The 17,524-nt window shown below is 71.4% G+C and carries 19 protein-coding genes; 10 read left to right on the top strand and 9 right to left on the bottom strand.

The features are described from left to right. Positions 1–3: 3 nt before the first annotated feature. The 3 genes from htpX to AB0C28_RS25260 are packed head-to-tail and all read right to left on the bottom strand — an operon-like array spanning position 4 to position 2,004. Positions 4–906 carry a zinc metalloprotease HtpX gene (gene htpX, locus AB0C28_RS25270; RefSeq protein ID WP_346114990.1) on the bottom strand — a complete coding sequence of 301 codons (903 nt, stop codon included), beginning with the start codon at positions 904–906 and terminating at the stop codon, positions 4–6. 4 nt (positions 907–910) lie between these two features. Then, positions 911–1,189: a hypothetical protein gene (locus AB0C28_RS25265; protein ID WP_346114989.1), complete on the bottom strand. Its 279-nt coding sequence runs from the start codon at positions 1,187–1,189 to the stop codon at positions 911–913. Beyond that, positions 1,186–2,004: a PspA/IM30 family protein gene (locus AB0C28_RS25260; protein WP_346114988.1), complete on the bottom strand. Its 819-nt coding sequence runs from the start codon at positions 2,002–2,004 to the stop codon at positions 1,186–1,188. The genes AB0C28_RS25265 and AB0C28_RS25260 overlap by 4 nt, the downstream gene beginning before the upstream one ends. A gap of 151 nt (positions 2,005–2,155) precedes the next feature. On the opposite strand from AB0C28_RS25260, the gene AB0C28_RS25255 reads away from it, so the two are divergent. Continuing rightward, positions 2,156–2,740 (top strand): DUF3043 domain-containing protein, encoded by a 585-nt coding sequence (locus AB0C28_RS25255; RefSeq protein WP_357851835.1) that lies wholly within the window; start codon positions 2,156–2,158, stop codon positions 2,738–2,740. 124 nt (positions 2,741–2,864) lie between these two features. Here AB0C28_RS25255 and AB0C28_RS25250 read toward each other — a convergent pair whose 3' ends face one another. After that, positions 2,865–3,887, bottom strand: coding sequence for an SMI1/KNR4 family protein (locus AB0C28_RS25250; protein WP_358077887.1), 1,023 nt, complete (start codon positions 3,885–3,887; stop codon positions 2,865–2,867). A gap of 57 nt (positions 3,888–3,944) precedes the next feature. Between AB0C28_RS25250 and AB0C28_RS25245 the strand changes: the two genes are divergently transcribed. Beyond that, positions 3,945–4,943: an aldo/keto reductase family protein gene (locus tag AB0C28_RS25245; RefSeq protein ID WP_358077885.1), complete on the top strand. Its 999-nt coding sequence runs from the start codon at positions 3,945–3,947 to the stop codon at positions 4,941–4,943. Positions 4,944–5,009: 66 nt separating this feature from the next. Here the strand turns inward: AB0C28_RS25245 and AB0C28_RS25240 are convergent, their stop codons facing one another. Continuing rightward, positions 5,010–5,216, bottom strand: coding sequence for a hypothetical protein (locus AB0C28_RS25240; RefSeq protein WP_346114984.1), 207 nt, complete (start codon positions 5,214–5,216; stop codon positions 5,010–5,012). 82 nt (positions 5,217–5,298) lie between these two features. Between AB0C28_RS25240 and AB0C28_RS25235 the strand changes: the two genes are divergently transcribed. Then, on the top strand, positions 5,299–5,985 hold the full coding sequence (locus tag AB0C28_RS25235; protein ID WP_357851826.1) for an SCO2322 family protein: 687 nt from the start codon (positions 5,299–5,301) through the stop codon (positions 5,983–5,985). Positions 5,986–6,010: 25 nt separating this feature from the next. After that, positions 6,011–7,057 carry a bifunctional adenosylcobinamide kinase/adenosylcobinamide-phosphate guanylyltransferase gene (locus AB0C28_RS25230; protein WP_357851823.1) on the top strand — a complete coding sequence of 349 codons (1,047 nt, stop codon included), beginning with the start codon at positions 6,011–6,013 and terminating at the stop codon, positions 7,055–7,057. Positions 7,058–7,142: 85 nt separating this feature from the next. On the opposite strand, the gene AB0C28_RS25225 is transcribed toward AB0C28_RS25230, so the two are convergent. Continuing rightward, the gene (locus AB0C28_RS25225) at positions 7,143–7,943 is read right to left on the bottom strand and encodes an ATP-binding cassette domain-containing protein (protein WP_357851819.1); all 801 of its coding nucleotides are present in this window, start codon (positions 7,941–7,943) and stop codon (positions 7,143–7,145) included. A 34-nt stretch (positions 7,944–7,977) separates the two neighbouring features. Here AB0C28_RS25225 and AB0C28_RS25220 point away from each other — a divergent pair, with 34 nt between their 5' ends. After that, complete coding sequence (locus AB0C28_RS25220; RefSeq protein WP_358077883.1) at positions 7,978–8,850, top strand: adenosylcobinamide-GDP ribazoletransferase; 873 nt, start codon at positions 7,978–7,980, stop codon at positions 8,848–8,850. An 85-nt stretch (positions 8,851–8,935) separates the two neighbouring features. Here AB0C28_RS25220 and AB0C28_RS25215 read toward each other — a convergent pair whose 3' ends face one another. From AB0C28_RS25215 to AB0C28_RS25205, 3 genes are read right to left on the bottom strand one after another with little or no spacing between them, the layout of a single operon-like run. After that, the gene (locus AB0C28_RS25215; RefSeq protein WP_358077881.1) at positions 8,936–9,856 is read right to left on the bottom strand and encodes a CPBP family intramembrane glutamic endopeptidase; all 921 of its coding nucleotides are present in this window, start codon (positions 9,854–9,856) and stop codon (positions 8,936–8,938) included. Further along, complete coding sequence (locus tag AB0C28_RS25210; RefSeq protein WP_357851810.1) at positions 9,853–10,791, bottom strand: hypothetical protein; 939 nt, start codon at positions 10,789–10,791, stop codon at positions 9,853–9,855. The genes AB0C28_RS25215 and AB0C28_RS25210 overlap by 4 nt, the downstream gene beginning before the upstream one ends. Positions 10,792–10,826: 35 nt before the next feature. Beyond that, complete coding sequence (locus tag AB0C28_RS25205) at positions 10,827–11,174, bottom strand: GntR family transcriptional regulator (protein ID WP_346114977.1); 348 nt, start codon at positions 11,172–11,174, stop codon at positions 10,827–10,829. 106 nt (positions 11,175–11,280) lie between these two features. Here AB0C28_RS25205 and AB0C28_RS25200 point away from each other — a divergent pair, with 106 nt between their 5' ends. From AB0C28_RS25200 to AB0C28_RS25180, 5 genes are all read left to right on the top strand, one after another. Next, positions 11,281–12,750, top strand: a complete 1,470-nt coding sequence (locus tag AB0C28_RS25200; RefSeq protein WP_357851805.1) for a leucyl aminopeptidase — start codon at positions 11,281–11,283, stop codon at positions 12,748–12,750. Between the two features lie 51 nt (positions 12,751–12,801). Beyond that, positions 12,802–14,166, top strand: coding sequence for a dihydrolipoyl dehydrogenase (gene lpdA, locus AB0C28_RS25195; protein ID WP_357851802.1), 1,365 nt, complete (start codon positions 12,802–12,804; stop codon positions 14,164–14,166). Between the two features lie 38 nt (positions 14,167–14,204). Continuing rightward, positions 14,205–15,659 (top strand): 2-oxoglutarate dehydrogenase, E2 component, dihydrolipoamide succinyltransferase, encoded by a 1,455-nt coding sequence (gene sucB, locus AB0C28_RS25190; RefSeq protein ID WP_358077879.1) that lies wholly within the window; start codon positions 14,205–14,207, stop codon positions 15,657–15,659. A gap of 163 nt (positions 15,660–15,822) precedes the next feature. Then, positions 15,823–16,716: a TIGR01777 family oxidoreductase gene (locus tag AB0C28_RS25185; RefSeq protein WP_358077877.1), complete on the top strand. Its 894-nt coding sequence runs from the start codon at positions 15,823–15,825 to the stop codon at positions 16,714–16,716. A 37-nt stretch (positions 16,717–16,753) separates the two neighbouring features. Continuing rightward, positions 16,754–17,491, top strand: coding sequence for a peptidase E (locus tag AB0C28_RS25180; protein ID WP_346109799.1), 738 nt, complete (start codon positions 16,754–16,756; stop codon positions 17,489–17,491). Positions 17,492–17,524 lie beyond the last annotated feature (33 nt).

Genomic DNA, 17,524 nt, shown 5'->3' with positions numbered 1-17,524 from the left:
TGTTCAGCCCCTTCCGAGTTGCCGCGAGATGTTCGCCAGCTGCTCCAGCCGGCGCTCCAGCGGCGGGTGCGTGGAGAACAGGCTCGCCAGCGTCTCGCCCTTGGCCAGGGCGGGCGCGAAGTAGAAGGCGTTGAACGGCTCCGCCTCGCGCAGATCCCTGGTGGGGATCCTGGCCATCTCGCCGCTCACCTTGGTCAGCGCGCTGGCCAGGGCCGATGGGCGCTGCGTGAGCAGGGCGCCGGCCCGGTCGGCGGCCAGTTCGCGGTAGCGCGACAGGGCCCGGGTGAGCAGGAAGCTGACGGCGTACACGATGACCGACACCAGCAGGATCACCAGCCCGATGGGCACGCCGCCCTGGCCGTTGCCCGCTCGGCGGCCGCCGAGCCCCGTGTAGAGAGCGAAGCGGGTCATGAGGCCCGCCACGATCCCGAGGAACGAGGCGATCGTCATGACGGCCACGTCACGGTGGGCCACATGGGACAGCTCGTGGGCGATCACGCCCTCCAGCTCCCGCGGGTCCAGGCGGCGCAGGATGCCCGTCGTCACGCAGACGACGGCCTTCTTCTGGTTGCGGCCGGTGGCGAACGCGTTGGGGACGTCGGAATCCGCGATCGCCACCCGAGGCTTGGGCATGTCGGCCATGGCGCACAACCGGTCGATCAGGCCGTGCAGCTCAGGGGCCTCCTGCGGAGAGACCTCCCGCCCGTGCATCGCGAACAGGGCGATGCGGTCGGACAGGAAGTACTGCACCAGCAGCAGGCCGCCCGCCAGCACCAGCACGGTCAGCGCCTGGACACCGAGAGCGATCAGGACGCCGACGAACACCACGTAGAGCAGGCCGAGCAGGAACATCGTCACGACCATGCGGCTGGTCAGGCCGCGATCGGACGCGAACCGCGTGCTCACGGTCTCAGCCCGGGATCAGGCCCTGGTCGCCCAGCATCTCCCGGACCTCCTCGATCGAGGCGTCCGCGGGGGGAAGGATCAGCTCTGACGGCTCAAGGCTGTCGTCGGAAAGCGCCTTGCCCACATGGCGCACCTTGTCGAGCAGCGCGTGCAGCTTGACCCGGAACGACTGCTCGTCGCCCGCGTCGATGGCCGCTTCGAGCTCGGAGTCCAGCTCGTTGAGGACCGAGATGTCTTCGGCGGAGATCTCCACCTGACCCTCGCCCATGATCCTGACGATCATGCGCCCTCCCCAGGCTGGCGCAGCTGCTGGGTGCCACCCTGCTGCTGCGGCTGGGCCTGCGGCTGAGGCTGAGCCTGCGGCTGCCCCTGCTCGATGGCGCTCTGCGGCGCCGGGCCCTGGCCCAGCTCGGCCTTCATCCTGGCCAGCTCCAGCTCGACGTCCATGCCGCCGCCCATGCGGTCGAGCTCGGCCTGGATGTCGTCGCCGCGGGTGCCGCTGTAGTCGTCGAGCGCGCCACTGGCCAGCAGCTCGTCGATCGCGCCGGCGCGGGCCTGCATCTGCGCCGTCTTGTCCTCGGCGCGCTGGATCGCCAGGCCGACGTCGCCCATCTCCTCTGAGATGCCGGAGAACGCCTCGTTGATGCGCGTCTGCGCCTCGGCCGCGGTGTAGGTGGCCTTGATCGTCTCCTTCTTGGTGCGGAAGGAGTCGACCTTGGCCTGCAGCCGCTGCGAAGCCGTGGTCAGCTTCTCTTCCTCGGCCTGGAGGTTGTCGTGCTGAACCTTGAGGTCGGCCATCTGCGACTGCAGGTTGGACCGCCGCTGCAGCGCCTCGCGGGCCAGATCCTCGCGGCCCACGGACAGCGCCTTGCGCCCCTGCTCCTCATAACGTCTGGCCTGGCTCTCCAAGCCGTTGATCTGCAACTCCACCCTCTTGCGCGAGGTGGCGACGTCGGCCACTCCTCGGCGCACCTTCTGCAGCAGCTCAAGCTGCCGCTGATAGGAGTAGTCAAGGGTCTCGCGCGGATCCTCCATCTTGTCCAGGGCCTTGTTGGCCTTGGACTTGAAGATCATCGAAAGTCTCTTCATCACGCTCATGCGCGTCGGCCGTCCCCTTCTAGGTCGTGCTGGTGTTATCCCGTGCAGCGCAGCCGCCTTGGGATTACCCTACGCATAACGCACGAGGGCGTCACTAAGTTGCAGTCCAGGTAGGGTTGACGCTGTGTTGCGACGCCGTTCCCAGACCTCCGTGGACGACACCCCCGTCCCCGTTGACGATCCTAAGCCCCAGGGTAAAGGTCGTCCCACACCCAAGCGCCGCGTTGCCGAAGGCAAACGGCGCCAATACGTCTCCGCGCCGAAAGACCGCAAAGAGGCCTATCGGCAGATGCGGGCCAAGCAGGCCGCCGAGCGCGATCGTGCCCGCCAGGGCATGCTCGCTGGTGACGAGCGGTATTTCCCCGCTCGTGACAAGGGCCCAGCGCGCAAGTTCGCGCGTGAATGGGTCGACTCGCGGCGGTTGCCGAGCCAGTATTTCCTGCCGTTCTCGCTAGTCATCCTGCTCGCCACATGGGTTCCCTGGCCGATGGCCATCAGGGCCCAGGTGCTGGGCTACGTGGTGACGATCGGCTGGCCGATCATGATGATCGGCGTGCTCTTCACCTCGGTCTACGTGGCCTGGAAGGTGAAGAAGGTGGTCGCGGAGAAGTTCCCGAACGAGAGCGTCAGAGGCGTGGGCTTCTACGCGGCGATGCGGGCTTTGCAGATCCGCAAGCTGCGCTTCCCGCCGCCCTCAGTGCTGCCTGGTGGCAAGCCGGTCCCGCCGAAGAAGTAACGGATATTTTCCGAAATTTCGGCCGTTTCCCGGCAAACGCCGCGACCCGCTGCGTGCCGCCGCCCTGTGCGGCGGCACGGCCGGTGGCGAAATGTCGCGGTGTCCTGCGGCGGTGGCGGTGGCGTTACTTCCAGCGCAGCAGGCCGCGCTCGACCGTCGGGCGCCGGCCCTCGGACTCCCGCTCGCCGTCGAGCGTTAGGGCCGTGCCCTGCTCCAGGGCGTCGGCCACCGCCCGCATGAGCGCGTGGTACGACGGCACGCGGAGCATGCCGTCCGTGCCCTCCCAGGCGACGGCCCCGTCAGCGGGGGCGCTCATCGCGAGCTCCGCGGCGTACGTCACGACGTGCTCCGTCGCGTCCGATCCGCGCCCCTGACGGGACAGGAACGGGATCATCCGACCGTTCCGGCGGCCGGGCGCGATCTCCGAGGCGCACAACCGCCGCCAGGTGTCCCTGATCTGGCGGATGCCGAGGTGGGACGCGACGCCCGACCGGACGCCCAGCCCCAGCCCGAACGCGCCCGCACCGCGCGAGCCGTTGTGGCGCAGCAGCGAGGCCCGCAGGTCGTCGGGGAAGTTCACACCCATCTGCGCCTCGGCGACGGCGATCGTGCGCGCCTTGCCGGGGGCCCTCAGCGTCCGGTACGTGCGGGGCGCGTTCGCCTTCAGCCACCGTTCGATCCGCCGCCACTGCCGGTCGACGGCACGCTTCACCGTGGGATCGATCGGCCGCACCGTCACCGGACGCGGCGCAGGCGCACAACCTGAGCCGGTGTCGGGGCCGGATTCGGGGCCGAGACCGGAGTCGCGGGCGCTCGCCGCGGGCGAAGGCACGGACTGCGCGGTGGGCTCTGCGGTGGGCGGGGCGGGATTCGGCACGGTGGCCAGGATCTCGTCCCAGGTCAAGGAGTCCTCGTACGCCGCCCGCGCCTGCCACCCGCCCGCCGGCATCAGGGCGAGGACCAGCGTCAGCGCCACGATCGCCACGATGCCGGCCCAGATCGCACCCATCCCCGCACGGCGAGCGCGGCGGACGGGCGCCACCGGAGCGGCGGGTTCCTTCCGCGGCAGGCGGGCACGGCGGCGCAGTCGTACCGCGATCGCGGTCAGGATGGCCGCCGTCAGCGCCAGCCGTACTAGCTTCAGCACGTCGCGCACCCTATCCCGAAACGAATCACCCCATGCGCCGGGATTAAGGTCGGACCTATGGAATTCCGACACCTCGGCCGCAGCGGCCTCATGGTCAGTGAGATCAGCTACGGCAACTGGATCACCCACGGTTCCCAGGTCGAGGAGGAGGCCGCCAAACTGTGCGTGCAGGCGGCCCTCGACGAGGGGATCACCACGTTCGACACCGCCGACGTCTACGCGGGGACGAAGGCTGAGGAGGTGCTCGGCCGTGCACTGAAGGGCGTGCGCAGGGAGTCGCTGGAGATCTTCACCAAGGTCTACTGGCCGACCGGCCCCGGCCGCAACGACCGCGGCCTGTCGCGCAAGCACATCACCGAGTCGATCAACGGCTCCCTGCGCCGCCTGCAGACCGACTACGTGGATCTCTACCAGGCGCACCGTTTCGACTACGAGACCCCGCTTGAGGAGACGCTCAAGACCTTCGACGATCTCGTACGCCAGGGCAAGGTCCTCTACATCGGCGTCAGCGAGTGGACCGCCGAGCAGATCGCCCAGGCGCTCAAGATCGCCGATGAGATGGGCTTCGACCGCATCGTGTCGAACCAGCCGCAGTATTCGATGTTGTGGCGCATCATCGAGCCGGAGGTCGTGCCGCTGAGCGAGAAGGAGGGCGTGGGCCAGATCGTCTGGTCCCCGATCGGCCAGGGCGTGCTCACCGGCAAGTACCTCCCCGGCCAGCAGCCGCCCGAGGGCTCGCGGGCCACCGACAAGAGCGGCAGCGCCATGATCGCCCGGTTCATGCGGGACGACGTGCTCACCCGCGTGCAGGAGCTCAAGCCGATCGCCTCCGACCTGGGCCTCACCATGGCGCAGTTGGCGATCGCCTGGGTGCTGCAGAACCAGAACGTCTCCAGCGCCATCGTCGGCGCCACCCGGCCCGAGCAGGTGCGTGACAACGTCAAGGCGTCCGGCGTCAAGCTGGGGGCCGACGTGCTGGAGCGGATCGACGCGGTGCTCGGCGGCGTCGTCGAGCGCGACCCCGCCAAGACCGTGAGCCCGCAGACCCGCCCATAACGCGCCCACGTAACAAAAACCCCTTGAGCCGCAAGACGCTCAAGGGGTTTTTCTTTTATAGGGGAATCACTGCTGGCGCAATGACAATCCCGTGTATTCAACACGGTCCTCTTCGAGCAAAGCGACCTGCTCGACACCGGATTCCAGCAGGTCACGATAGTTTTCGCCGAGCCAGGACTCCGCGTCGGCCTGGCTGGGAAAAACCTCTCGCGGCAAAGGGCGATCCGTCACCTCACCACCATTTGCATTTTCATAACGCCACCGCCATGTCATGCCATACGCTCCTTTTCCGCGGGTTCGCCGGCGCACCCTCCGCAGGCACTGGAACCCTACTCCCGAGCTCGGAGGTCAATCGATGCTGCGCGCGTATCGTGTTGCGGCCGGGGTCGCCATCGGGGCGGCCGCGTTCCTCTCCCTTCCCCATTCCGCACTCGCCGCCACGCCCGTCGCCCCCGGCGGGCCGGCCCCCGGAGCCGCCGACCCCGGCGCGCCGCGGTCGTGGAGCGCCTGGCTCAGCGACGGGACGGCCTGGCTCGCGGCCGATCCCGCCGGCTCGCCGCCTGACGGCTCCGTCATCGGCTGGCGCTTCTCCGTCGTCGCGGAAGGGGCCGGCGACTCCCCCGGCGGGGAGCTGCCGTCGTTCGAGTCGGTGTGCGGCCGGGACACCGCGGCCTCCGGGCACAAGCGGGTGGCCGTTTCGGTGGACTTCGGCGACGGGGACGCCGACGCCTACCCGGGCGACCAGCCTCCCGCGCAGGGGGTGCTGCGGTGCGTGGCGGGCGCCGAGGACGCCACCACCGCCCGGCTCCTCGCCACCGCCGCCCAGGTCCGGGTGAACGCCGAGGGCGACGTGGTCTCCGTGTCCGGGTACCCGATGCGCGAGCGCGGCGGCACCGAGCTGACCGCCGCCACGCCGGCCACCCCTGGCGGGCCGCCTGTCCTGCTGATCGCGGGCGGGGCGGGCGCGCTGGCCCTGCTCACGGCCGGCGCCGTCGTGGCCACCCGCCGCCGCACCCGCACCCCCGCCGAAACCCTCCGATAACCGACTCGCCGGTACGCTCGGCGCGGTGAAAGTCCTTCTCACCGGTACGGCGGGCGGCGCGGGCTGGCCGGAGCCCGGCTGCCGGTGCGTCTCCTGCGCGAGCCTGCCCCCGGGTCACCGCCGCCCGTTCGGCGTCGTCGTGGACGGCGTGGCGAGCTTCCCCTTCGACGCCCCGCCGGACGGTTACCGCACCCACGCCGGCGGCCTCGGGCTCTCCTGCCCGGACGGCACCCGGCTGCTGTGCCTCCCCAGGGACCAGGTAGTGCCCACAGACGCCAGGTACGACGTCGTTCTGATGGACCTGCTCGATCGCCCGGAGCGTCTCGGGGAGTTGCGCAGGGCCGGGCCGGCGGACGGCGCGACCGTGGTGGTGGCGACCGGCCTGGACCACCGGATCAGGTCCGAGCGGGAGCTGACCCGCCGGCTGCGCCTGTGGGGCGCCCTGAGCGTCCCGGACGGCACGGAGCTGGAGGTCACGCCCGGACGCGGCCTCACAGCGGCGTCACGGCCTCCAGGGGCCCAGGACGACGCCATCGTCACCGAACGCGAGCCACACCCGTGGCGGACGTTGCTGCTGGGCGGGTCCAGGTCAGGAAAGTCGGCCGAGGCGGAGATGCGGCTGGCCGGCGAGCCGTACGTCACCTACGTGGCCACAGGACCGGCCGGCGCGGGTGACGGCGAGTGGGCGGCGCGGGTGCGGGCGCACCGGGAGCGGCGGCCCGCGCACTGGGCCACCGCCGAGACCACCGACCTGGTCACGGCCATCGGCGCCGCCACCACCCCGCTGCTGATCGACGGCCTGGGCACGTGGCTGACGGCGGTGTTCGACGAGCACGGCGCGTGGGAGGGCGACCGCGCGCCGGTCGCCGCCGCCTGCGACGCCCTGGTGGCCGCCTGGCGCCAGACGCCTCAACCGATCGTGACGGTCTCTGACGAGGTGGGGATGGGCGTGGTGCCCGCGACGGCCAGCGGGCGGGCGTTCAGGGACGCGCTCGGCCGGCTCAACGAACGGCTGGCCGCCGAGTCCGAGTACGTGGCCCTGGTGGTCGCCGGCCGCCCACTCGAACTATGACCCCACCACCCCGCCCTGACCGTCACACCCTCGTACCGTGACCCCGGACGCCCCACCACGACCGCGCGAGCGCCCAGGCCCGGGATCAGGGGCGGGCGGCTCTGGCGTACCAGCGGCCGTCGATGCGGTCCACGGTCAAAGGGCGGCCGAAGCAGTCGCTGAGCTGGTCGGAGGTGAGCACGTCGGCCACGGGACCGGCGGCCAGCACCCTGGCGTCGCGCATGAGCATCGCGTGCGTCGTGGTGGCCGGCACCTCCTCCAGGTGGTGCGTCACCGTGACGGTGGTGAGCACGGGCCGGGTGGTGGCCAGGTCCTCGACGGCGGTGATGAGGTCTTCGCGGGCGGGCAGGTCGAGCCCGGCGAACGGCTCGTCGAGCAGCAGCACCGCGGGATCGCCCATGAGCGCCCTGGCCACCCGGATCCGGGCCCGCTCCCCCTGCGAGCAGACACGGAACTTCCGCTCGGCGAGGTCCTTGCAGCCCAGGTCGGCCAGCAGCCGGTGGGCACGGTCGTGCTCGGTGTCGCCGTACTTGTCCCACAGCGGCACGCTCGTCCCGGTGTGCCCGGTGAGCACCACGGCGAGCGCGGTCGCCCCTTCCTCCTCCATCAGCTCCTCGTCCACCAGCCGCTGGCTGGAGGCGACGAGACCGATGTGGCGGCGCAGCTCCCGCAGATCGACCCGGCCGAGCCGGTGGCCGAGCACCTTGACGGCACCCTCGCTGGGATGCCGTACGGCGCCCGCCAGCGACAGCAGCGTCGTCTTGCCCGCGCCGTTGGGGCCGAGGATGGCCCAGTGGTCGCCGTAGTCCACCTGCCAATCGACACCGTCGAGCAGCGTTTTGCCGACAACCCGGACACCTACGCCTTCCAGTTCAACCACGTGCATCCCGCCACACTAGTGGGCCCTAGGATCGTGCGTTATGCGGCTGATGGACGGTGTGCGGCTGGCCGTGGGCACGCTCAGCGTCTTCCCCGTGCGCGTGGAGCGGGTGGATCGGCAGGTGGCGGGGCGGGCCATGACCCTGGCCCCGGCCGTCGGCCTGGTGCTCGGACTGGTCGCCGGGCTGCCGCTGCTGCTTCCCGCCCCGCCCCTGCTGGGGGCCGCGCTGGCGGTGGGGCTGCTGGCGCTGCTCACCCGGGGGCTGCACCTCGACGGCCTGGCCGATCTCGCGGACGGGCTGGGGAGCGGCAAACCGGCCGATCAGGCGCTCGGCATCATGAAAAAGTCGGACATCGGGCCTTTCGGCGTGATGACGCTGGTGTTCACGCTGCTCGTCCAGGTGGCGGCGGTCGCGGAGGCCGGCTACTGGGCGCTGGTGACGGCCTGCGTGGCCGGGCGGCTGGCGCTGGTGTGGGCCTGCCGGGCCGGGGTCCCCGCCGCACGCCCCGAGGGGCTGGGGGCGATGGTCGCGGGCACCGTACGCCGCTCCGCAGCCTGGCTGGTCACCCTGGGCACGGCGCTCACGGCCGTGGCGATCGGCCTGCTCGCCGACGTCTGGAGCGGCGTCCCCGGTGACGTGTCCTGGTGGCCCGAGCCGGTTCCGGCGAGCACGGAGGTGTACGGCATGGTCAGGACCTTCCCGACCGATGCTGAGCGCATCGTGGGGGAGGTCGGCGGGTGGCTGTCGGGCCCCGCCGGCGCCCCCATCGCGCTGCTCGCGGGAACGGGCGTGGCCCTGCTCCTGCTCCGCCACGCCAGGCGCCGGCTCGACGGGATCACCGGCGACGTGCTCGGCGCGCTCGTGGAGACGGCCACGGCCGCCGCGCTGGTGGCCTGGGCCCTCTTCCCCTGAACGGGCCGGCCGCCACGAGGGCGACCGGCCATACAGGCGAAACGCGGCAGAAGCCCGGGCGAAGCCGGCAGGCCGCCCGGCCCGTTCAGGTGGCCGGTTCGGACTCGACGGGGGCCGGCTCGGGCGCCGGCCGCGGCGGACGTACCGGAAAGAAACGCAGCAGAACCGCGCAGAGCAGCGCGAGCACCACCCAGCCCACCACGCCGGTGATCCCGGCCAGCACCTCGTTCGGCGGCGCGGCGGCGTCGCCGAGCAGCAGCGCGACCCCGGCGACGGCGTTCAGCGAGCCGTGCGCCACCACCGCGGGCCACACGCTCCCGGTACGCAGCCGCAGCCACCCCAGCAGCACCCCGGCCAGCATGCAGAAGCCGATGAAGACCAGCGCCGCCCATGAGCCGAGCCGCGGGTAGTTGTAGCCGAGCAGGGTGAGCGGCGCGTGCCACAGGCCCCAGATGGCGCCCGACATGAGCAGCCCGGCGAACACGCCGTTCGTGGCGGCGAGCCGGGGCGCCAGCCAGCCCCGCCAGCCCCACTCCTCCCCCAGCGCCGGGATCGCGTTCAGCACGGGCCCTGCCACGCAGGCGATCAGGATCTGCACGATGGCCAGGGTGCTCGGGTCCGCGGGCGGCTGGACGCCGTTGGCCCGCAGGCCGGCGGCGAAGAGGCTGAGCCCGGACAGGTCCAGGGAGACGAGCCCGACGGCGGCGCTGAGCCACAGGGACAGGAACGTCAGGACCGGCACGCCCGCCCAGGCCGCCAGCATCATCAGGAAGGTACGGCCCTTGCGCTCGCCCAGCGTGAGCCCGGTGTGACGGGCCCATTCACGGAACGGCGCGCGCGACAGCGCCCAGACGCCGAGCACGCCCACCGACGGGGTGAACATCATCAGCGCGCCCAGCCCCTGCATCAGCGGCGAGCCCAGCCCGCCGCCGAACCACAGGGGGAGCGCCACGGCCCAGGACAGCCCGAAGGCCAGGACGAGGAAGACAACAAGGGGTTTTTTCACGACGTAACACGCTCCGCGATGAGGGTGTTGATGAGGGAGGCGCCGCGTTCGGCGTCGTCGATGCTGATGGCGAGCCGGCCGCCGGAACGGTAGCGCAGGACCAGGCATTCGCCGCCGCGCAGCATGATGGCGGCGCTGCCCGGCAGGCCACGGAAGCCCCAGCCGCCGACCTCGGACGGCCGCAGCTCCTCGGCCCACGCCGACTCGACCTTGGCCAGCGGGATGGTCCGCGCCGGCCGGCCGAACGGCCCGAACCCGATCACCACCTTCTCGTCGATCACCTTGACGGTGAGCGCCATGGTGGCCAGCCCGACGACGAGCACGATGACGAACGCGGGCAGGGCCGCGCCGACGCCGGCCACCCCGGACACTCCGGACGCACCGAACACGGTCAGTGCGGTCGTCACCACGATGACCGCCAGCGCGCAGAGGGTGATCGCGGTGAGCCACGGGTTGACGATCCTGCTGACCCAGACCGCCCGCTGCCCAGGGCCGAGGCGCAGGCGCGGCGGCGCCTGCTCGCCGGGAGACGGCTCGTCCCGCGGGCCCCTGCCCAGATAGCCGGCGGCGGTGCCGGCGACGATCATGCCGAGGATCACCAGGAGGACGTGCCAGCCGGGCAGCTCGGCCGCGCGCCAGCCGGGGGCGTCGAGGTTGACGGACAGGGTGGAGGCGGCGGCGCCGAGCAGCAGCGCGCCCAGCCCGAACAGCAACCCCCACCAGGTCACCCGGGCGCCGCGCCGGGCGCCGGCCCGGCCGGCGAACACCACCAGGAGGAGCCACGGCACGACCCACATGGCCGAGGACGTGACCACATGAGCGGTGAACGACATGGAGCCGTCGGGGACACTGCCGGACGAGCCCCAGTGCGTGGCCAGGGGATCGGGCAACCGGTCGCGCAGCGCGAGCGGCGCCAGGATCAGCACGGCGGTCACGGCCGCTCCCCAAACGAGGGCGACGGCACGGGGTCTCATGTCAGGTCCTCCAAGATGTCGATGAGGTCGTCACGGCTGTAGCCGTACTTCTTGGCCTCCTGCAGCAGCTCACGCGCCCGCTGGGCGAGCAGGGCACGGCCGTCGGCGCGGCCCGCCACGCTGACGCCGCGGCCTCTCCTGAACTCCAGCAGCCCCTCGTCCCGCAGGTCGCGCAGGGCCCGCAGCACGGTGTTGGTGTTGATGCCCAGCGCGCCCGCCAGGTCCTTGGCCGGCGGCAGGCGGTCGCCCGGCCGGTAGGAGCCCTCGCCGATGGCGCGGCGGATGGCGCTCGCCACCTGTTCGTGCAGGGGGCGGGCGTCGTGAAGATCGAGCGTCAGCAACATGGTGCTAATGACACTAGCACTATTACTCAACCGGGCGTCAACCAGCGATTGGTAGGATGAACCCCTGTTTGTGAGTACGCAGAAACCGTGGATAGCATCGGTTTACGTGACCACTGTGCGGCTGAACTCAGCAGATCCCGTCTCCATCGACACCGACGCCTTGATCGTCGGCTTCAGACCGGGCGAGGACGGCCCGGTTCCCGCGTCGGGCGCCGACTCCCTCGGCGCGGCCTTCGATGGCAAGCTCACCGCCTCGCTCGGCGCCGTGGGCTTCACCGGCAAGCCCGGCGAGCTGGCCAAGCTGCCGGCCTTCGGCGCCATCGCCGCCCCGCTGCTGGTCGCCGTCGGCCTCGGAGACTCCCCCGGGCCCGAGGATCTGCGCCGCGCCGCCGGCGCCGCCGTACGCGCGCTCGCCGGCACCTCCCGCGCCGTGCTCGCCCTGCCGGCCGGCACCGCGGCCGAGGCCGAGGCGGTCGTGCTCGGCGGGCTGCTCGGCGCCTACTCCTTCTCCCGTTACCGCACGAACGGCGAGCAGAAGGCGCCGGTGGCCGAGCTCACCGTGGTCACCGACCAGTCCGAGGAGGTCGCCGAGCGCGCGAGCGTGCTGGCCGAGTCGGTCTCCCTCGTGCGCGACCTGGTCAACACGCCTCCCTCCGACCTGTGGCCGGCCAAGTTCGCCGAGCTCGCCGAGCAGGCGGGCGGCAAGGCAGGGCTGACCGTCGAGGTGCTGGACGACAAGCAGCTCAAGGACGGCGGCTACGGCGGCCTCATCGGCGTCGGCCAGGGCTCGGTCAACCCGCCGCGCCTGGTCCGCCTGGCCTACAGCCACCCCGAGGCGGCCAAGACGCTCGCCTTCGTGGGCAAGGGCATCACGTTCGACTCGGGCGGCCTGTCGCTCAAGCCGTCGGCCTCCATGGACTGGATGAAATCCGACATGGGCGGCGCGGCCGCGGTGCTCGGAGCGGTGATCGGCATCGCCAGGCTCGGCCTGCCGGTCAACGCCGTCGGCTACCTCTGCCTGGCGGAAAACCTGCCGAGCGGCACCGCGCAGCGCCCCTCCGACGTCATCCACAGCTACAGCGGCAAGACCGTCGAGGTGCTCGACACCGACGCCGAGGGCCGCCTGGTGCTCATGGACGGCATCGCGCGCGCCGCCGAGGACGGCCCCGACCTGATCGTCGACGTGGCCACCCTCACCGGCGCCCAGATCGTCGCGCTCGGCTGGCGCACCGCCGGCGTCATGTCCAACGACGACGCCGTACGCGAACTCGTGGTCGAGACCGCGGGCGAGGCGGGCGAGGGCGCGTGGGGCATGCCGCTGCCCGAGGAACTGCGCAAAGGTCTCGACTCGCCCATCGCCGACATCGCCAACCTCCAGCCGGAGCGATGGGGCAGCATGCTGGCGGCGGGCATCTTCCTCAAGGAATTCGTGCCCCAGGGGGTGCGCTGGGCCCACATCGACATGGCCGGCCCCGCGTTCAACAAGGGCGAACCGTACGGTTACATCCCGAAGGGCGGCACGGGCGCCTTCACCCGCACCCTCATCGGACTCGCAGAGCGGCACGCGAGCATCTGAAACAAATGAAAAGATGACGGCATCACGAACACCCCGACAAGGAGCCTTCCTGTGGCCTATGACATCGTCGTCCTAGGGGGCGGCAGCGGCGGTTACGCCTGCGCGCTAAGGGCGGCCGAGCTGGGCAAGTCGGTCGCCCTGATCGAGCGGGACAAGATCGGCGGCACCTGCCTCCACAGGGGATGCATCCCCACGAAGGCCCTGCTCCACTCCGCCGAGGTCGCCGACGAGACCCGCGAGAGCGCCTCCTTCGGCGTCAAGGCGAGCTTCGAGGGCATCGACGTCCAGGGCGTCCACGCCTTCAAGGACAAGATCGTCACGCGCGCCTGGAAGGGTGTGCAGGGCCTGCTCAAGGGCGCCGGCGTGACGATCGTCGAGGGCGAGGGCCGCCTGGTCGGCGCCAACAGGATCCAGGTCGGCTCCGAGGTCTACGAGGGCCGCAACCTCGTCCTGGCCACCGGCTCCGCGCCCAAGACCCTGCCCGGCCTGGAGATCGACGGCGAGCGGGTGATCACCAGCGAGCACACGCTCAAGATGGACCGCGTGCCCGCCTCCGTGATCGTGCTGGGCGGCGGCGTCATCGGCGTCGAGCTGGCCAGCGTCTACCGTTCCTTCGGCGCCGAGGTCACGATCGTCGAGGCGCTGCCGCACCTGCTGCCGACCGAGGAGGAGTCCAGCTCCAAGCTGCTGGAGCGGGCCTTCCGCCGCCGCGGCATCAAGTACGAGCTGGGCGTCTTCTTCGACGGCGCCAAGACCACCGAGACCGGCGTGGTCGTCACCCTGGCCAACGGCAAGACCCTCGACGCCGAGCTGCTGCTCGTCGCGGTCGGCCGCGGCGCGGTGTCGGCGGGCATGGGCTTCGAGGAGCAGGGCATCACCGTCGAGCGCGGCGCGGTCGTGGTCGACGAGCACTGCCAGACCTCCGTGCCCGGGATCTACGCCATCGGCGACCTGATCCCGACCCTGCAGCTCGCGCACGCCGGGTTCGCCGAGGGCATCATGGTGGCCGAGCACATCGCGGGCCTCAACCCGCCGCCGATCGACTACGCGGGCGTGCCGCGCATCACCTACTCCGACCCGGAGGTCGCCTCGGTCGGCATCACCTCCGCCCAGGCCGCCGAGCGCGGCATCGAGATCGTCGAGCAGGTCTACGACCTGGCGGGCAACCCCAAGAGCCAGATCCTCGGCACCTCGGGCGCCGTGAAGGTCATCGCCCAGAAGGACGGCCCCGTCGTCGGCGTCCACATGGTGGGCCGCCGCATCGGCGAGCTCGTCACGGAGGGCCAGCTCATCTACAACTGGGAGGCGCTGCCCGCAGAGGTCGCCCAGCTCATCCACGCACACCCGACCCAGTCCGAGGCGGTCGGTGAGGCGATGCTGGCCCTGGCCGGCAAGCCGCTGCACGTACACAACTAGTCCAGCCCTCGAGATCAGAACGCGAGAGAAGAATAACGATGCCGGTCTCCGTACAGATGCCCCAGCTCGGCGAGAGCGTGACCGAGGGCACGGTAACCCGTTGGCTGAAGAAGGAGGGCGAGCGCGTCGAGGCCGACGAGCCGCTCCTCGAGGTGTCCACCGACAAGGTCGACACCGAGATCCCGTCGCCGTCCGCGGGTGTCCTCACCAAGATCGTCGTGGCTGAGGACGAGACGGTCGAGGTCGGGGCCGAGCTCGCCGTCATCGACGAGAACGGCCAGCCCGGCGCCGCGGCCCCGGCTCCCGAGGCGGCCGCCCAGCCGGCTCCCGAGCCTGAGCCCGAGCCCGAGCCGGAGCCGGAGCCCGCACCGGCTCCTCCGGTCTCCTCGATCCCGCAGCCGGCTCCCGCGCAGGCCGCTCCTGCCCCCGCTCCGGCGCCGGCCCCCCAGGCCGCTCCTGCGGCGCAGCCCGCCCCCGCCGCCGAGCCCGCCCCGGTCGCGTCCTCCGGCGACAGCCCCTACGTGACGCCGCTGGTCCGCAAGCTCGCCAACGAGCACGGCGTCGACCTCGACTCCGTCAACGGCACCGGCGTCGGTGGCCGGATCCGCAAGCAGGACGTGCTGGAGGCCGCCAAGGCGCAGCGTGAGAAGGCCGCGGCCGCCCAGCCCGCCGCCGCTCCCGCCCCCGCCGCCCAGCCGGCCGCCGCTCAGGCTCCGGCCGCGCAGGCTCCGAGCGCCGCGGCGCCCGAGCCGGTCGAGGTGGACACCACGCTGCGCGGCCGCACCGAGAAGATGTCGCGCCTGCGTCAGACGATGTCGAAGCGCCTGGTCGAGTCGCTGCAGACGGCCGCCCAGCTCACCACCGTGGTGGAGGTCGACGTCACCAAGATCGCGCGGCTGCGCGACCAGGCCAAGGCCGACTTCCTGCGCCGCGAGGGCGTCAAGCTGACGTTCATGCCGTTCTTCGAGATGGCCGCCATCGAAGCGCTCAAGCAGCACCCCAAGCTCAACGCGACGATCAACAACGAGACCATGGAGGTCACGTACTTCGACGTCGAGCACCTGGGCATCGCGGTCGACACCGAGCGCGGCCTGATCGCGGCGGTGATCAAGAACGCGGGCGACCTCAACCTCGCCGGGCTGGCCCGTAAGACGGCCGACCTGGCCGAGCGCACGCGCGCCAACAAGGTCACGCCCGACGAGATCACCGGCGGCACGTTCACGCTGACCAACACCGGCAGCCGTGGCGCGCTGTTCGACACGCCGATCCTCAACCAGCCGCAGGTCGGCATGCTCGGCACCGGCGCCGTGGTGAAGCGGCCCGTGGTGATCGACACCGCCGAGGGCGAGGTCATCGCGGTGCGCTCGATGGTCTACCTGGCGCTGACCTACGACCACCGCCTGGTCGACGGCGCCGACGCCGCCCGCTTCCTGACGACGGTCAAGCGCCGTCTGGAGGAGGGGCGTTTCGAGGCGCAGCTCGGGCTCGCGTAACGCGGGGTCTTCGATCGGCCGGGCGGTCCCTCCGGGGACCGGCCCGGCCTTTCGCCGTTCCGGCCCGCTTGTCCGGAACTCTGCTGGAACGCTGCCAGGTCCTGGGGGTCGCGGGCGCGCGTCCTGGCGGCCGATCCGGCGGGGCGCGGCGTACTGTGAGGGCATGGCGATCATCGTGACCGGAGCGTCGGGCCTGCTGGGGACGGCACTGAGCGCCGCTCTGCGGGCGGACGGGCGGGAGGTCGTCCGGCTCGTACGCCGCACTCCCGCGAAGGACGACGAGGCCTACTGGCAGCCGGACGAGCAGGTCGTCGACCTGGCCGCGCTGGAGGGCGCCGAGGCCGTCGTGCACCTGGCCGGGGCGCCGATCGGCGACAGGCGCTGGAGCCCTGCCTACAAGCGCGAGCTCGTCACCAGCCGGGTGCACGCCACCCGGGTGCTCGTCGACGCGCTCGTGCGGCTCTCCAGGCCGCCTGAGGTGCTCCTGTCGGCCTCCGGCGTGGACTTCTACGGCGACACCGGTGACGAGGTGATCGACGAGAGCCGGGGCAGGGGCAACGGGTTCCTGGCCGACCTGTGCGAGCGCTGGGAGAACGAGGCCAGGCGGGCCGGCACGGCGGGGATCAGGACCGTGCAGTCGCGCACGGGGCTGGCGCTGAGCCGGGACGGCGGCGCGCTCGGCCGGATCCTGCCGATCTTCCGGATGGGGCTGGGGGCGCCGCTGGGGTCGGGCAAACAGTACTGGTCGTGGATCACGGTGGACGACTGGGTGAGAGCCGCCCTCCATGTCCTGAAAAATCGGGAAATCGAGGGGCCGGTCAATTTCACCTCCCCTGAGCCCGTCACCAACGCCGAGTTCACCAGGACACTCGGAAAGACCCTGCGCAGGGGCACGATGCCGATCCCGGTGCCGGCGTTCGCGCTGGCCGCGGGCATCGGCGAGTTCGCCCGCGAGGGTCTGCTGCCCAGTCACCGCGTCGTGCCCGCCAAGCTGACCGCCGCCGGCCACGCCTTCTCCCATACGAGTCTCGGCGAGGCCCTGCGCGCCGTAATCTAGTGCCCGATCCTCGTTCAGCAGCTGGGAGAACTCCGACATGACCCGGTCAGGCCAATCACACATCCTCGCCATCGGGGGCGGGTCCTTCCGCCCGAGCAGCCGCCACAACCAGATCGAGGCCAGCGCGCTGCTGCGCTACGCCCTCGACCTGACCGGTCAGGACCGTCCCAAGGTGGGCCTGGTGGCCACGGCGATGGGCGACTCCTCGGACTGGACGCTGAAGATGTACGGCGCGTTCGCCGGCTGGGACGTCGAGCTGAGCCACCTCACGGTCTTCCCGATGCCCAACGTGGCCGACCCACGGGCCTGGATGCTCGACCAGGACGTCATCTACGTCAGCGGCGGCAGCGTGGCCAACCTCATGGCGCTGTGGCGGCTGCACGGGCTCGACGAGGCGTTCGAGGAGGCGTGGCGGTCCGGCGTGGTGCTGTCGGGCCAGAGCGCGGGCGCGCTGTGCTGGCACGTCGGCGGCAACACCGACTCCTTCGGCCCCGACCTGCGGGTGTGGGCCGAGGGCATGGCGCTGCTGCCCTACTCGTGCGGCGTCCACTACGACTCCGACCCGCAGCGCAGGCAGCTCCTGCACGACTCGGTGGCCAGTGGCGAGCTGCCCATGGGCTACGCCGCCGACGAGGGCGTGGGGCTGCACTACGTCGGCACGGAGTTCATCCAGGCGGTGAGCGTGGAGCCGGGCGCGTACGCGTACAAGGTGGAGAGCGAGAGCGAAGGAAGGGTAAAGGAGTTCAGGATCGAACCACGGTTGCTGACCCCCTGATTACCCTTCAAGGGTGAGGGAACGGCACAATAG

Source organism: Nonomuraea sp. NPDC048892 (assembly GCF_040649735.1).
GTDB lineage: Bacteria > Actinomycetota > Actinomycetes > Streptosporangiales > Streptosporangiaceae > Nonomuraea > Nonomuraea maheshkhaliensis.
Note: the sequence above shows the minus strand (reverse complement) of the source record. Positions and strands in the feature narration are given on the sequence as shown.